Origin of the sequence: Pseudomonas cichorii (genome assembly GCF_019719005.1) — a bacterium.
GTDB classification, from domain to species: domain Bacteria; phylum Pseudomonadota; class Gammaproteobacteria; order Pseudomonadales; family Pseudomonadaceae; genus Aquipseudomonas; species Aquipseudomonas cichorii_E.
On record NZ_JAIGPJ010000012.1, the window covers coordinates 17,181 to 30,970 of the forward strand.

Genomic DNA, 13,790 nt, shown 5'->3' on the forward strand with positions numbered 1-13,790 from the left:
CGCGAAAGCTTAAAACTCCAGCGTTGTGGATATCTGCATCTGCCGCGAATCCCCCATCGAGACGAAAAAGCGGTTCACACTTGAGGTGTAGTAAGTACGATCGAACAGGTTTTTGACGTTGAGCTGGAACCTGACTTTCTGCCCGTCCAGCCGCGTATCGTAGGTCGCGAAGGCATCAGCGACGGTGTAGGCCGGCAGGTTGAAGTCGTTGAGCGGGTTGCCCGCCCTTTCCCCCACATAATGCGCACCGGCCCCCAGCCGCAAACGGTCGCCGCCCAGTACGCTGCCCATGTCATAAACCGCCGACAGCGAGCCGCTGTGGCGGGCGACATTCTGCAAGTGTTTACCTTTGAGCAACGGGTCTTCCATGACTTGGGCATCGGTAAAGGCATAGCCGCCGATCAGGCTCCAGCGCTCGTTCAACTGGCCGCTGAGGTCCAGCTCCAGCCCACGCGAACGGACTTCACCCGCCGAGCTGTACACGGTGCTGGCAGTGACCGCATCGTAGTTGGCCACCAGCACATTGCGCTTCTGGATGTCGTAGAGCGCCACGGTTGCGCTGAAGGCGCCCGGTACATCCCATTTGGCACCCAGCTCCCAGGCTTTGGCCTGCTCGGGCAAGGTCCCGGAATCCAGCACGTAGCCACCGGTCAGCGGCGCGATGCTGGAGTTGGGTTTGAAGGATTCGCTGTAGCTGCCATAAAGCGACAACTGATCGGTGTAGCGATAGACCAGACCGGCGCGAGGTATCCACTGGCTGCCGTTGGTGTCGGTGTTGACGCTGAAAGGCCGGCCTCTGCCCGCCACCTGATCAAAGGTCATGAAGCGTGCGCCAGCCACCAGAATCCACTGCTCGTTCAAGTGGATCGAGTCCTGAAGAAACAGTGAGTTGCTGCGCAGAATATCGCTCTGGGCACTGTCCGGTTCACTGACCGCAGTGCCTTCAACTTCCTGCCCGTAAACCGGGTTGAGGTAACTGAACGTGGTCAGGCTGCGCTGGCGGATCAGATCCGAGCGGTAGAACTTGCGGTACTCGTCATCCAGGCCCATGAGCAGTTCATGGCGCAGGCCCGCCCACTGCACATTGCCCGCGAGGGTCAGGACGGTGTAGCGGTCGGTGGCCAGCGCACCGGAGGTGCCGTCCATGGAGCGAGTCAGGGTGCCATTGGCGGCATTGACTGCCGTGACCCGCACCTGGCTGGCATCGTAGGTTTCGCGGTTGTAGCTGTAGCCGAGGTGTCCTTTCCAGCGCTCGTTGAAATCATGATCCGCCTCGAAGCGATAAAGGTCCGAGCGCCCTTCCATGTTGTTGAACGGCTCGTCGAGACGGCGCGTGGCCGGAATGTCCAGAGGATGATTGGTCAGCGGGTCGATGGCAGTACCGCGATCGAATGGATAGAGAAATTCCCGATGTTCATAAGCCGCCACCCATTGAGTGTCTTCGCCGTACCAGGCCAGTGACGGCGCGACCAGCGATTCGCGATGAACCCCAAAGTTGCGCCAGTAATCTTCGTCCTGATGATCGACAATCATCCGCCAGGCCAGCGCCGAATCACCCACGGGGCCGGTACTGTCCAGCGTCACGCCACTGCCGTTTTTGCCCGAGCCATAGCTGGAGCCACGAGCTGTCAGGCTATTGGCGGCCTGTAATTGCGGCTGTTTGCTGACCACGTTGATGACGCCGCCGGGGTCCTGGATTCCGTAGAGCAGGCTCGCCGGGCCCTTGAGGATTTCTACACGTTCAGCGGTAGCGTTCAGGTTACGGCCCTGCACCACCGGCATGCTGTTGCGCATGATCGAACCGTCGCGGTTGTCGCCAAAACCGCGCTTCATCAGCGTGTCCTGAGTGCTGCCCAGTGTGTTGCCCTGGGTAACGCCGCTGATGGCGCTCAAGGCATCATCAAGGTTGCGCGGCGCCTGATCGCGCAGCACCTGCTGAGGGACGATGTCGATGCTCTGGGGTGTCTCCAGCAAAAGGGCCGACGAGCGCAGCACCGAGCTGCTGGAGGGCGGCTGATAAAGACCGCGCTCCGCCAGCCGGGAATCGATGTGGGTGGCCGCCAGGCTGAGGGTGCCCGCTTCGGGCTTCAGGGTTTTCAGGGTAAACGTCTGCTCGCTGGCCCGGCGCCAGGCCAGGCCGGAATCGCGCAGCAAAGTGCCCAATGCCTGTTCGGCGCTGAAGCGTCCGCGAAGTGCCGGGGCGTCGAGGCGGTAAGGCGCATCCTGGGTGTAGATCACGCTCAGGCCGGTGACGCGACTGAACTCGCTCAAGGCCTGCGGCAAGGGCTTGGCCGGGATAGAGAAATCGAAAGTCTGTTGCGCGGCACAGACTGCGCTTTGCACACAGACGCCCACCAACACGAACAGCGTTCTACCCATCCAGCCGCTCATTGCCGTGCGCCTCGCCGCCATGAAATTCGCTCCATGGAGGATCGCCTGCCTGCCATCGACTCAGCGCAGAACAATGACCCGGTCCAGCATGCTGTAAGTCTCGAACCCCACCACCGACTGCAAGGCGTTCAGGACAGCCTGCGGGTCCTTGCTGGGGAAGCTGCCGCTGATGCGCCTGGCGGCCAGTTGATCGTTGAGCAGCACAATGCGGCCGGGGTAATAACGGCTCAGGTCGTCGATGACGTCGGCCAAGGGCGTACGGTAGTAATTCAGCCAGCCTTGTCGCCACGCCAGCAGGCTTTCACTGTCGATGCCTTTGGGGGCCGAGGTGGTCGTCTGGTCGTAGGCCACTTGCTGACCCGCTTCCAGAATCCGCTGCTCAAGCCCACCTGCCGCCTTGACTCCGACACGCCCGGACAACACCGTCACCTGCGCGCCTTCCGGTTCCAGCCGGACTTCAAACTGGGTGCCCAGCACGCGGGTTTCGCCGGAATGGGCATCGACCACGAACGGCTCGCCGGTGTGAGTCACCTTGAAAAAAGCAGCGCCGCGTCGTAGCTGCACATGACGTTCGCCACGGCTGAAATTCACGGCAATGGCACTGTCGGCATCCAGCGTGACCTGGGAATTATCGGCCAGCGTCACGGTGCGGACCTGGCCGGGAGCCGACACGTAATCCGCGCCGAAATCATCGGCCCAGCGCTGCGGCTGCCAGCCCGCGCCCATGGCAATCATCAACGTCAGGCAAGCGGCCATCGCCAGCCCCACCGACCAGCGTTGCAGGTGGCGACGTGGCGGCGGTGCATCCATCGCCCGCAACAAGGCGTACAGCGCAACGGCGTCTTCACTGGCAAGCCGGGCCGCCGGCGCTTCGCTCAACTCCCACAACACCTGGGCCTTGCCATAGGCTTGCACATGGGCCGGGTCGGCTTGCAGCCATTGGCTGAACGCCAGTTGGTCGGCGTAATCAGGCTGATCGTGCAGCACACTCAACCAGGCCAGTGCGGCTTCTTCCGGGGTCGTGGCATTCTGCACGGCGGGCGGCGCTTTCATCGACGAGCGTCTCCAGGCTTCGTTCGGGCGGAGCCTGCCGAGTCCTGTTCCAGGCTCGCCTTGCAGGCTTGCAAAGCGCGCATCATATGTTTTTCCACAGCGCTTTGGGAAAGCTCCATGGCTTTGGCGATCTCTGCGTACTTGCGACCGTGAATGCGGTTGAGAAGGAAAATCTGTCGAGTCCGCTCGGGCAAGCCGCGCAAGGCAGCCTCGACGTGGCGCAAATCGTTGTTCGCCTCCAGCGCGGCGCGAGGGTCGTTGCTGCTTTCGTCCTGCCCGGTTTCAAGGCTTTCGCTGATGCGGCTACGCACGCCTTCGCTGCGCAGATGGTCGATGGCGATATTGCCCGCACAGCGCAGCAGATAAGTGCTCAGCTCTTCGACCTGCACCAGAGGACGACGCCAGAAACGCACGAACAGGTCTTGCACCAGATCCGCAGCTGTTGCCCGGCAACCCACGCGACGGCTGACCAGCGCTTCCATCTGGGGACGCTGGGACAAAAACACCTGCAGAAAATGCGCACGCCCACCCTTCGCCGCCAAGGGCTCGGCGTCAGGGCCTGTATCGGGCAGGTCGGGTTCAGGAGGCATCATCACGATCACTTAAACGGGCAACAGGTCAAAAGCAGCAAAGGGGCAAAGCACCAGCCCGAAACCGGCCAGCTTCACGACCCAGCGAGGCTTGAAAGGCATCAGAAAAACCAGCAGCACCGCGCTGCCCATCAATACTGCAAACCACTGTGCCAAGCCTACCCCCCAACCGGCGTCATTGACTGCAACGGCTGAAGAAACGGCCAGAAGCAGCCAGCCCGCAAGCTTGAGTAACAGACTGCGCCGAGGGGTCAGAGGACCGCTCAGCAACTCGCCGTAATGCCGGGACATGGACAGGCACAAGGCCGTGAAACCGATGTAGCAGAACACCGCCGCCAGCAACATCAACTGGCCTCCTGACGACTGACCGCAAGGGCCGAAGCGCCAGCGCTCTTGCGCACCGGCTTATCGGCACGCTCGGCCCTGAACTTCAGTGCGGCCCAGCCGAGAAACAGGCCGGTACCCAGCGCCGTCAGGTCAAAGGCCGGCAACACCCAGCTTCCCTGTTGCAACGCGCCCATCAGGTAATGACCGTCGGTCAGCAGATCGAGCACCGGCAGGCCGATGAACAAAAACGCACCCAGCCCCAGTTGCTCACGCCAGGCGCTCTGGCCGCTGCGCAGCACGGCATGCAGCACCGACAGGCTCCATAGGATGAAGAACACATTCACTTCCCAGCCTGCACGCCCGGCCAACCCGACCGGCAGAAGGCGATTGGCCCAGAAGAACGCAGCCACCGCGAGCATCAGGCCCGACATGCTGGCGATGTTCAACACCTCCACCAGACGCAACTCGAAAGGCAGCACGCCGGTCTTGGCATGTTTGAGGCGGCGCTTGCCCAGCCACATGACCAGCCCGGTGCCGATCATCGCGGTCCCGGCCACGCCAAAAATGAAGTACAGCCAGCGCAGGGTCGGCCCGGCAAAGTGACCGACGTGCAGGCCATACATGCCGCTGGAGATCAGCATCGGCACGGGCCGTGACGGGGTTTCGTTCTGCAAGGCACCGCTTACGCCATTGAAGGTCAGCGCGCCACCGCGATCCGGCGTGATGCTGCCTTTGTCGTCACGGGTCAGCAGCACCGAGGCATTGCTGTCGCCGGGATTGTTGACCACCACGCGCCCCACCTGATCGCCATTCCAGCGCTCGCTGGCCGAGGCCAGAAGCGGAGCAAGCGGCAGCAACGCAGCAGGTTTGCCCTCAGGCTTGGGCATGTTCGAGCCGGGGAACACTTCGTTGTAGAAGGCCTGCACAGTGCCGTAGCTGGTGAGAATGCTGGCCGGCATGACCATCGACATGAAGATCACCAGACTGCTATAGGTAATCATCAGGTGAAACGGCAGCACCAGCACGCCCAGAGCGTTATGGCCGTCCAGCCACGAGCGCTGGCCCTTGCGCGGGCGGAAGGTGAAGAATTCCTTGAAGATTTTCTTGTGTACGATGATGCCAGTCACCAGCGTCACGAACATCACCATCGCCGCAATGGTCGCCAGCCAGCGGCCCCATGGGTGCGGCATCTGCAACTGGTAATGGAAGCGGTAGAAGAAGTCGCCGCCGCGAGTCTCCCGCGCCTGCACCTCGGCACCGGTCTGGGTGTCCAGTACCTTGCGCACAAAGTTGTTGCGCTGACCGGGTTTGCCTTCGGGCAGCCAGCCCACCATCAGGCCCGGCGAACGCTCGTCGGGCATATTGATAAACCAGCGCGTGGCACCCGCCGCGTGTTGTTGCAGGTAGCTTTGCGCCAGACGGATATTGGCCTCGGCATCCACAGGCCGGGCAGCAATCTCTGGCTGCATCCATTGGGTGATCTCATCCTTGAAATAGGAAAGCGTCCCGGTCAGGAAAATCGCGAACAGCAGCCAGCCAAACAGCAGCCCGACCCAGGTGTGCAGCCAGGCCATCGCCTGACGGAAGCCGTCCTTCATAGCAACCACCGGCCACAGGCATAGGCAGCACCCAGAATTGCACAGGGCAATAACACGCCAACCCACGCCTGCACTGCCGTGCGGCAGGCAAAGCACCAGAGCACGGCCACCAGATACACCAGAAACGAAAGCATCATGCCAGTGATAACGGCTTCGGCCCGAGGGACCGGCAGCCACTGGGCGACACAGATGCTGGTCACGGAAGCCAGCAGGTAGCCTGCAAAGATCGCCGCCAGCGCGCGGGAAGTGACCGCCAGCCGGTAGGAAACCGAGACACCGGTATTTTTCGCAGGACGTTTGTTGACCGCTGGGCTATTGAGGGCTGAACCGTGCATCCGAGAACCTTTAGCCGATCTTGAAAGGCAATGAAAAAGCGTGGGCTGGCATGACAAGGACCTTGTCACCAGACCGCCGGGCAGAAAGTTCGCACCCAGGCACGAGAATAAAGCGCAATATTAATGATAAATATTCTCATATGCAAAAGAGTCTGACAGAATCGACGCCCTCAATGAGTCCCCGTGGATTTTTCTACGTGATGCACACCGCCCAGCCCGCTCTCCGTCATACCGTCGAAGGTCTGTATCAGGATCACCATTCCTGGCTCACGACCTGGCTACGACGCAGACTCGGCTGCCCGCACAGTGCGGCGGATCTGGCTCAGGACACTTTCGTGAAAGTGATACTGGCCCGCGATACGGCGCAGATCATCGAGCCTCGCGCCTTCCTGACCACCATCGCCAAGCGGGTGCTGTGCAATCACTACAGACGTCAGGATCTGGAGCGCGCCTATTATCAGGCCCTGGCCGAGCTGCCGGAGTGCGTGGCACCTTCCGAGGAAGACCGGGCGATCATTCTGCAGACCCTGGTGGAACTGGACCAATTGCTGGGCGGCCTGCCGACTGCGGTCAAACGCGCCTTCCTGCTTTCTCAGGTCGATGGCCTGAGCCATGGCGAAATCGCCTCACAACTGGGCATCTCCATCGCGACAGTCAAGCGTCACCTGAACAAGGCCGCGCTGCGCTGCTACTTCGCCCTATGAACCTGAATGCAGAATCCCTGAACAAGTCAGACATTTCCCCAGCCGTGGCCAGGCAGGCCGTGAGCTGGATGATCGAAATGCAGGAAGGCGGCCTGGATTCCCGTCGCCAGCACGCCTGGCAGCAGTGGCTCAATGGCAATAGCGAACACCAGCGTGCCTGGGCACATATCCAGCGGGTCAATCAGCGCTTGAGCGGGTTGTCCTCGCCCCTGACCCATGCAGCGCTCAATGCACCTTCCTCCAGCGGTCGCCGCCAGGCTTTGAAGCTCTTGCTTCTGCTGGGTGCAGGTTCAGCGGCGGGCTGGGGATTGCGTGACCAGATCACGCTGCAACCTTTGCTGGCCGACCTGCACAGTGGCGTGGGCGAACAACGAAAAGAAATCCTGAGCGACGGCACACAAGTGCAGCTCAATACCGCCAGCGCCCTGGATGTACGTTTCGATGCAGGGCAGCGGTTCATCAAGCTGCTGCAAGGCGAAATTCTAATGACGGCGGCTGCCGACTCACGTCCACTGAACCTGCTGACCGCCCAAGGCACGGTACAAGCCTCGACCACTACAAGCCGTTTCAACCTGCGGCAACTGGAGGGTCGCACGCAACTGGCCGTACTGGACGGCTCACTTGAAGTCAGCCCCAGCGGCCATGTCGGCCCGGCGTTGCGCTTGCAGACCAGGCAACAAGTGACCTTCAGCCGCGACGCCTGGGACCCGGTACGCCCCACAGACGCCAGCACCGGAGCCTGGGCCGAAGGCATGCTGGTGGCTTCGCACATGAAGCTGACGGATTTTCTGGCCGAACTGGGCCGCTACCGTCGCGGGCGGCTCAACTGCGATGCCAAAGTCGCCAACCTGCTGATTTCCGGCAGTTACCCGCTGGCCGACAGCGAACGCATCCTCGACATGCTGGAAGTCGCCCTGCCCGTTCGGGTGCAGCGGTTTACCCGGTATTGGGTGAGTGTTCAGGCGCGGGTGTGAGCTGTTTTCGCGAATGAATTCGCTCCTACGAAATCTGTTGAACCCGCCACGAAAATTTTTTCAAATCCGGTGAGCCGTTTTCAACAGCTCGCGTGACAGACAGGGAAAGCAACTCTAATCCTCCAGATCAAAGGACTCCCTGCATGTCGACCCGATCGCCCCAACTGTCACCTCTGGTTCGCACCCTGCGGCATATCATTTTCGGCGCGAGCCTGTCGTTGGGCAGTCTGTCGCTGGCGCATGCCGAAGAAGCCAAGGCTTATCACATTGCCCCAAGCGAACTCGAAACAGCGCTGAACCAGTTTGGTCGCGAAGCCGGCGTGCTGATTTCCTATGGCTCGCAAGTCACCAGCGGCCTGAAAAGCCGGGGTCTGGAAGGTCAATACACGCCTGAGCAAGGCTTGGCGGCATTGCTGGAAGGCACAGGCCTGCAAGCCCAGGCCGATGGCAATAACGGGTTTACCCTGCAACCGATCAGCACGGCAGGCAGCGGGCCTGTGGAGCTGGGCGCATCGACCATTGTCGGCGACTGGCTGGGTGAGGCTCAGCAGACCAACGTCTTCGAGCATCCCGGTGCCCGTGACGTGATTCGTCGTGAAGAGTTCGAGCGTAATGGCTCAACCAACGCCCGCGAAGTGCTCAACCGCATTCCCGGCGTCAACGCCCCGGACAACAACGGCACCGGCAGCCACGACATGGCGCTGAACTTCGGCATTCGTGGCCTCAACCCGCGCCTGGCGTCGCGCTCCACAGTCTTGATGGATGGCATCCCGGTGCCATTCGCGCCTTACGGCCAGCCTCAGTTGTCTCTTGCGCCGATCAGCCTGGGCAACATGGATGCCGTGGACGTGGTGCGTGGCGGCGGTGCCGTGCGTTATGGCCCACAGAACGTCGGCGGTATCGTCAACTTCGTGACCCGCGCCATCCCGGATGAACCCACCATGAAGGGCTCCGTGCAGACCGAAATCAGCCCGTCTTCCACTCAGGACGGTTTCAAGAAAACCGGCAACCTGCTGCTGGGCGGCACGGCGGAAAATGGCCTGGGCGGCGCGATTCTGTATTCCGGCGTGCGCGGCAGTGACTGGCGCGAACACAGCAATACACAGATCGACGACCTGATCCTCAAGGGCAAATACCAGATCGACGACGCCAACAGCCTCAACGCCATGGCGCAGTATTATGAAGGTGAAGCCGAGATGCCTGGCGGCCTGAGTGTCGCGGATTATGATGCCGACCCGTACCAATCGACGCGCCTGAAAGACAAGTTCTGGGGCCGTCGCACCCTGGCCAACTTCGGCTATCGCTACGAGCAGGACGCCCGGGTTTTCACCGCCAACACTTTCTTCACCAAGACCCTGCGCAGCGGTTATCTGGAACAGGGCAACATCGTCACCCTGTCACCGCGCGAATACTGGGTTCGCGGTTTCGAAACCCGTTTCTCCCAAGGCTTCGCACTGGGCGAGAGCTGGCATGAAGTGGGTGTCGGTTATCGCTACATCAACGAATCCGGCCACGAAGTGCGCTACAACGAAACCACTGCTTCGCAAATCATGCCCAGCACGTCGAGCACGCAAGACCGCGATACCCGTGGCTACACCGATGCCAAGGCGTTCTACATCGATGACCGCATCGACATCGGCAAGTGGACCATCACGCCCGGCATTCGCTACGAGATGATCGACACGGCGCAGTCCAACAACCAGACCAACGTCAAATACCAGGGCGACTACAACACGGCGCTGCCGGCCTTGAACGTGCTCTACCACGTCACGGACACCTGGAACCTGTACGCCAACACCGAAGGTTCGTTCGGCAGCGTGCAGTACAGCCAGATGCCTAACCGCGTCAACGGCGGTGAAGTCCAGCCGGAAAAGGCGCGTACCTGGGAACTGGGCACCCGCTATGACAACGGCGTGCTGCGCGCAGAGCTCGGCGCATTCCTGATCAACTTCGATAACCAGTACGACACCAACCAGACCGACAACCGCATCATCGCGCGCGGCGAAACCCGCCATCAGGGGATCGAGAGCAGCATCAACTATGCCTTGAGCGACCTGAACCCGGCGCTGGATGCCTACGAGGTCTACGCCAGCTATGCGTTTGTGGATGCAACCATCCGCGAAGATGGCCCGAACAAAGGCAATCGTGTGCCCTTCTCGTCCAGACACAAAGGCACCCTGGGCGTGCGATACACCGAAGGCCCATGGAAGCTGAACCTGGACAGCTCGTTCCAGAGCGACCAGTTCGCCGACAACGCCAACACCGTGGCAGAAAGCGCCAGCGGCAACAACGGCAAAATCCCCGGTTACATGCTGTTCAGCACCCGCGCCGCCTATGACTTCGGCCCGAAACTGTCGGACCTGAACGTGGCGGTGGGCGTGAAGAACATCTTCAACCGCGAATACTTCACCCGCTCGTTCGACGACAACAACCGCGGCAAGTACGTGGGTGAACCGCGCACGGTGTATGTGCAGACGTCTGTGGCGTTTTAAGGGACTGATGCATTCGCGAATGAATTCGCTCCTACAGCGTATGTGGGAGCGACTTCAGTCGCGAAGACAATGGATGAGAACCCATCGCATTCAAACAATATTTTTGCTGCGAAATATTTCTTCCATTTAGGGGTTGAATTGTTGGCTCATTGGCGCCAACACTGTGCTTGAGCGCAAACGAAATCGAGCTCCGCAAGAAATCGATCAATGAGCCTCACACGAGCAAGCCCTAATAAGGATTAACTATGCAAATCCAGGTCAATAGCGATAATCACATCGAAAGCAGTATCCGACTGGAGGAGTGGGTTCGTACCACCATTGAAAGCACGCTCGAACGCTACGACGAATATGTAACCCGCGTCGAAGTTCACCTCAGTGATGAAAACGGCGAAAAGCCGGGTCCACATGACATCCGCTGCCAGATAGAGGCACGTCCAAAAGGCCATCAACCGATTTCCGTCACTCAAAAGGCCGATACCGTCGACCAGGCCGTTGATGGCGCAGCCGCAAAACTCGATCACGCCCTTGAGCACCTGTTGGGCAAACTGCGCAGCAAACGTGGCGGCGCACCACTGCCCCAAGATCAGGATGAAGATTCGGTCAGTCCGGACGCCCTGCTGGAGGAAGAATTTCTTGAGAAAGAACTGGAAAAGGAAGTCGCTCGACTGGGCTGATTTCCACTCTCTGACACATTGATCGCGTAACCGAGGGCGGCCCTGAAAAGAGCCGCCCTTCCTGTTTTCAGGGCAGCGGTTTGACCACGATCAGCAGGTCAGTAAAGCGCTCGACGCGGATAGGCAGGTTATCGCTCAAGGCTGCAAGCGCAGCGTCGGTGTCATCAAGGCGGAACAGCCCCGAAACCCGTATCCCTTCCAGAGCCCTGGAATCGAAACGCAACAAGCCATGTCGATAATCGGCCAGTGTTTGCAGCACTTCGCCGAGAGGCCGGTCATCGACCTTGAGCACGCCACGGGTCCATGCCGATGGGTCGCCGTTGCCTATCGGCTTCGGCATCTGAACCAGACCGTCCTTGAGCAAGGCCTGCTGGCCGGTTGCAACTTTCACAACATCCGCGCTATCGGCCTTGGCCGCAATGGCAGACTCCAGCACGCTGACCGTGGTCCCTTGCGGGCCGCGGCGCACAAGGAATCGCGTCCCCAATGCTGTGATGGTGCCCTGATCGGTGCGCACCACAAATGGGCGCTGTGCATCCTTTGCAACCTGAACCCACAATTCGCCGCGCAACAATTCCACCTCACGTTGCCGTCCGTCGAATTTTATATCCAGCGCCGAATTGCTGTTGAGCTGCACTTCGCTGCCATCGGACAGCAGAAATTCGCGGCGCTCACCAATGGCCGTGTGCTGATCGGCCATCCAGATCGGCAGGTGCTCGACACTCATCCAGCCGCCCAGCAAAATGCCTAAAAGAGCGATGACCTGCAACCCTCGAAAAGAGGGTTTCACCCCCGAATGCGGGAATGCCTGACGCAATGCGACACGCGCCGGCTTGCCCGGTAATTCATCAAAACTGCCCCACAAGGACTGCATGCGTGACAGCGCCAGAGCGTGTCGCGGGTCCGCCTCGCGCCACCTGTCAAAGGCCTCACGATCAGCCGCGCTCACCGCATCGTCATTCATCAATGCAAGCCAGGAGGCCGCTTCGCTGATCATCCGCTCGCCGGGTTCGTGCGCATCAGTCACGAGAGATGGCCCGAACCGTGCAGTGTCTTGTAGCAATGCACCATCACGCTGGCCATGTATTGTTTGACCATGCTGGAGGACACACCCAATTGAATGGCTATTTCGCTGTAAGTCATCCCCTCAAGGCGGTGAAGCAAAAATGCCTGACGCGGCCTGGGAGGCAAGCCGTCAAGCATTTGAGCGATTCGCTCCAGCATCTGCAGCGCGACATGAATGGCTTCGGGATTCGGCGTACAAGCCTCGTCGGCATGCAGCGCCAGCGCATCCAGGTAGGCGCGCTCGATCTTGCGACGCCGCGCACCATCGATCAGCAAGCGCGTCGCAGTGGTGGCAAGAAACGCCCGAGGCTCCTTGAGATTGAGCGGTTCGGCCAGCATCAGGATACGTACGAAAGCGTCCTGGGCCAGATCCGCAGCACGTTGCGAGCACCCAATCTTTTTTCGCAGCCAGTTTTGCAGCCACAGATGGTGGTCGCTGTAGAGCTCGGTCATTTGCTGCCGACGATCAGGCACAAGGTCGTCATCAGCTGCGGAAAAGTCGCGCATGCGTCAATGCTTCTCAAACACGAAAAATTATCATTAACGCGAAAGATGACAGCAAAACCTGCCATCAGCAAGCACTAGAAAAGCTTGCCGATGGTCAGCCACTGAGAACTAAAGGGACTAATACCCGGTCAACTTATGCAGTTCACATAGACAGGTAGACGATATGGATAATCCTTTTCAGATGATCACCGATACCTTTCATCCCGATTACCGGGTGAATCTGAGCATCCAGGGACTGGATGGCAGCATCATGCTGACACTGTCGAACGAAAAGGGCGTAGTCGCCAAGCGCCTGATCAGCGCCGCCCAACGCAACGACCCCGAACGCCTGCGCCGCCTCATCGAAAGCGTGCAATTCGGCATCGCCATCGAGCGAGGCGACAGCGCCCTGAAAATCCTCACAGCCATGACCGATGGCGTCACCCTCAGCCAGTTGCCGGTCCTTACCGGCGGTCACTGGCGACCAGACCGCCATGAGCGGACGGCGGGCCTCTGAAAAGAGTGTCGGTGTTACTTGATCTAACGAAAATGCCCTGAATACAGGGCATTTTTTACAGACTTATCTCTTTCATCTGCGTGGGCTTCTTAGAAAATCCAATTCCCTTGCGTGGCCTTATTGGCTCTCTGGGCTATGCTGAATCACAGCAGTGATATTGTTCAGCAGCCCGAGAATGACTAGCCACGCAAAAAATGCCCTCATGGCGGTTTGCAGGGGGCTCCTTCGGGTGCGCCGGTTTTGACTAGTTTCCCGGTCTGCTAGCCTGCGCCAAAGTCACCACCCTCAATTGTTAGCAGCGATTGTACGGTGCCCCCATGAGGAAACCGGTTATGAAAACAATAACGCCCGCCGATCCCACACCTTCTCTCGAAGAATCCCTGCAACACATCTCCGAACTGCTACGCTGCGCTGCGGCCACCGCCTATGAGTCCGGAGACTGTCTCAACGGCACGAAACGCGACCTGGCCTTCTCAGTCGTACACCTGATCAGCATGGCCCAAACCGAACTGGACCGCTCGCTGGAGCGTGTGGAAGTACGCTAGGCCTGCCACTTGTGGGAGCGGATTCATCCGCGATACGTC

Annotated in this window: 14 protein-coding genes; 6 read left to right on the forward strand and 8 right to left on the reverse strand. The window is 60.0% G+C overall.

The genetic code is table 11. The features are described from left to right. Nucleotides 1–9 precede the first annotated feature (9 nt). The 6 genes from K5D32_RS11455 to K5D32_RS11480 all read right to left on the reverse strand — a co-directional run bounded on the left by K5D32_RS11455 (nucleotide 10) and on the right by K5D32_RS11480 (nucleotide 6,294). Nucleotides 10–2,379, reverse strand: coding sequence for a TonB-dependent receptor (locus K5D32_RS11455; protein ID WP_260407354.1), 2,370 nt, complete (start codon nucleotides 2,377–2,379; stop codon nucleotides 10–12). A gap of 72 nt (nucleotides 2,380–2,451) precedes the next feature. Next, entirely contained in the window at nucleotides 2,452–3,444 is a 993-nt protein-coding gene (locus K5D32_RS11460) for a FecR family protein (protein WP_221600319.1), read from the reverse strand. Continuing rightward, nucleotides 3,441–4,034: an RNA polymerase sigma factor gene (locus K5D32_RS11465; RefSeq protein WP_260407360.1), complete on the reverse strand. Its 594-nt coding sequence runs from the start codon at nucleotides 4,032–4,034 to the stop codon at nucleotides 3,441–3,443. Before K5D32_RS11465 ends, K5D32_RS11460 begins: the two co-directional genes overlap by 4 nt. A gap of 12 nt (nucleotides 4,035–4,046) precedes the next feature. Then, nucleotides 4,047–4,379, reverse strand: a complete 333-nt coding sequence (locus tag K5D32_RS11470; protein WP_221600323.1) for a DUF3325 domain-containing protein — start codon at nucleotides 4,377–4,379, stop codon at nucleotides 4,047–4,049. Then, complete coding sequence (locus K5D32_RS11475) at nucleotides 4,379–5,935, reverse strand: PepSY domain-containing protein (RefSeq protein ID WP_221600432.1); 1,557 nt, start codon at nucleotides 5,933–5,935, stop codon at nucleotides 4,379–4,381. The genes K5D32_RS11470 and K5D32_RS11475 overlap by 1 nt, the downstream gene beginning before the upstream one ends. 20 nt (nucleotides 5,936–5,955) lie before the next feature. Beyond that, on the reverse strand, nucleotides 5,956–6,294 hold the full coding sequence (locus K5D32_RS11480; protein ID WP_221600325.1) for a DUF3649 domain-containing protein: 339 nt from the start codon (nucleotides 6,292–6,294) through the stop codon (nucleotides 5,956–5,958). 200 nt (nucleotides 6,295–6,494) lie between these two features. Between K5D32_RS11480 and K5D32_RS11485 the strand changes: the two genes are divergently transcribed. The 4 genes from K5D32_RS11485 (at nucleotide 6,495) to K5D32_RS11500 (ending at nucleotide 11,138) form a co-directional block, all read left to right on the forward strand. Beyond that, a complete protein-coding gene (locus K5D32_RS11485) occupies nucleotides 6,495–6,998 on the forward strand; it encodes a sigma-70 family RNA polymerase sigma factor (protein ID WP_221600434.1) in 504 nt (167 codons plus the stop codon). Further along, on the forward strand, nucleotides 6,995–7,972 hold the full coding sequence (locus tag K5D32_RS11490; protein ID WP_221600327.1) for a FecR domain-containing protein: 978 nt from the start codon (nucleotides 6,995–6,997) through the stop codon (nucleotides 7,970–7,972). The genes K5D32_RS11485 and K5D32_RS11490 overlap by 4 nt, the downstream gene beginning before the upstream one ends. A gap of 143 nt (nucleotides 7,973–8,115) precedes the next feature. Continuing rightward, the gene (fecA, locus tag K5D32_RS11495) at nucleotides 8,116–10,464 is read left to right on the forward strand and encodes a TonB-dependent Fe(3+) dicitrate receptor FecA (RefSeq protein WP_221594805.1); all 2,349 of its coding nucleotides are present in this window, start codon (nucleotides 8,116–8,118) and stop codon (nucleotides 10,462–10,464) included. A gap of 245 nt (nucleotides 10,465–10,709) precedes the next feature. Next, nucleotides 10,710–11,138, forward strand: a complete 429-nt coding sequence (locus K5D32_RS11500) for an HPF/RaiA family ribosome-associated protein (protein ID WP_025258680.1) — start codon at nucleotides 10,710–10,712, stop codon at nucleotides 11,136–11,138. Nucleotides 11,139–11,205: 67 nt separating this feature from the next. Here the strand turns inward: K5D32_RS11500 and K5D32_RS11505 are convergent, their stop codons facing one another. Together K5D32_RS11505 and K5D32_RS11510 are read right to left on the reverse strand one after the other, a co-directional pair. After that, nucleotides 11,206–12,135, reverse strand: coding sequence for a FecR family protein (locus K5D32_RS11505; RefSeq protein WP_260407361.1), 930 nt, complete (start codon nucleotides 12,133–12,135; stop codon nucleotides 11,206–11,208). A gap of 26 nt (nucleotides 12,136–12,161) precedes the next feature. After that, nucleotides 12,162–12,710 carry a sigma-70 family RNA polymerase sigma factor gene (locus K5D32_RS11510; RefSeq protein WP_221594233.1) on the reverse strand — a complete coding sequence of 183 codons (549 nt, stop codon included), beginning with the start codon at nucleotides 12,708–12,710 and terminating at the stop codon, nucleotides 12,162–12,164. A 163-nt stretch (nucleotides 12,711–12,873) separates the two neighbouring features. Between K5D32_RS11510 and K5D32_RS11515 the strand changes: the two genes are divergently transcribed. Together K5D32_RS11515 and K5D32_RS11520 are read left to right on the forward strand one after the other, a co-directional pair. Then, the gene (locus tag K5D32_RS11515) at nucleotides 12,874–13,206 is read left to right on the forward strand and encodes a DUF3509 domain-containing protein (RefSeq protein ID WP_198726818.1); all 333 of its coding nucleotides are present in this window, start codon (nucleotides 12,874–12,876) and stop codon (nucleotides 13,204–13,206) included. A 332-nt stretch (nucleotides 13,207–13,538) separates the two neighbouring features. Then, nucleotides 13,539–13,751, forward strand: coding sequence for a DUF6124 family protein (locus K5D32_RS11520; protein ID WP_221577965.1), 213 nt, complete (start codon nucleotides 13,539–13,541; stop codon nucleotides 13,749–13,751). Nucleotides 13,752–13,790: the final 39 nt, after the last annotated feature.

What these genes read in the sequence shown, in the direction of transcription:
- K5D32_RS11460 (WP_221600319.1), bottom strand. Translation starts at nt 3,444, where the DNA reads ATGAAAGCGCCGCCCGCCGTGCAGAATGCCACGACCCCGGAAGAAGCC.
- K5D32_RS11480 (WP_221600325.1), bottom strand. Translation starts at nt 6,294, where the DNA reads ATGCACGGTTCAGCCCTCAATAGCCCAGCGGTCAACAAACGTCCTGCG.
- K5D32_RS11500 (WP_025258680.1), top strand. Translation starts at nt 10,710, where the DNA reads ATGCAAATCCAGGTCAATAGCGATAATCACATCGAAAGCAGTATCCGA.
- K5D32_RS11490 (WP_221600327.1), top strand. Translation starts at nt 6,995, where the DNA reads ATGAACCTGAATGCAGAATCCCTGAACAAGTCAGACATTTCCCCAGCC.
- K5D32_RS11515 (WP_198726818.1), top strand. Translation starts at nt 12,874, where the DNA reads ATGGATAATCCTTTTCAGATGATCACCGATACCTTTCATCCCGATTAC.
- fecA (WP_221594805.1), top strand. Translation starts at nt 8,116, where the DNA reads ATGTCGACCCGATCGCCCCAACTGTCACCTCTGGTTCGCACCCTGCGG.
- K5D32_RS11470 (WP_221600323.1), bottom strand. Translation starts at nt 4,379, where the DNA reads ATGTTGCTGGCGGCGGTGTTCTGCTACATCGGTTTCACGGCCTTGTGC.
- K5D32_RS11485 (WP_221600434.1), top strand. Translation starts at nt 6,495, where the DNA reads ATGCACACCGCCCAGCCCGCTCTCCGTCATACCGTCGAAGGTCTGTAT.
- K5D32_RS11455 (WP_260407354.1), bottom strand. Translation starts at nt 2,379, where the DNA reads ATGGGTAGAACGCTGTTCGTGTTGGTGGGCGTCTGTGTGCAAAGCGCA.
- K5D32_RS11505 (WP_260407361.1), bottom strand. Translation starts at nt 12,135, where the DNA reads ATGATCAGCGAAGCGGCCTCCTGGCTTGCATTGATGAATGACGATGCG.
- K5D32_RS11465 (WP_260407360.1), bottom strand. Translation starts at nt 4,034, where the DNA reads ATGCCTCCTGAACCCGACCTGCCCGATACAGGCCCTGACGCCGAGCCC.
- K5D32_RS11510 (WP_221594233.1), bottom strand. Translation starts at nt 12,710, where the DNA reads ATGCGCGACTTTTCCGCAGCTGATGACGACCTTGTGCCTGATCGTCGG.
- K5D32_RS11475 (WP_221600432.1), bottom strand. Translation starts at nt 5,935, where the DNA reads ATGGCCTGGCTGCACACCTGGGTCGGGCTGCTGTTTGGCTGGCTGCTG.
- K5D32_RS11520 (WP_221577965.1), top strand. Translation starts at nt 13,539, where the DNA reads ATGAAAACAATAACGCCCGCCGATCCCACACCTTCTCTCGAAGAATCC.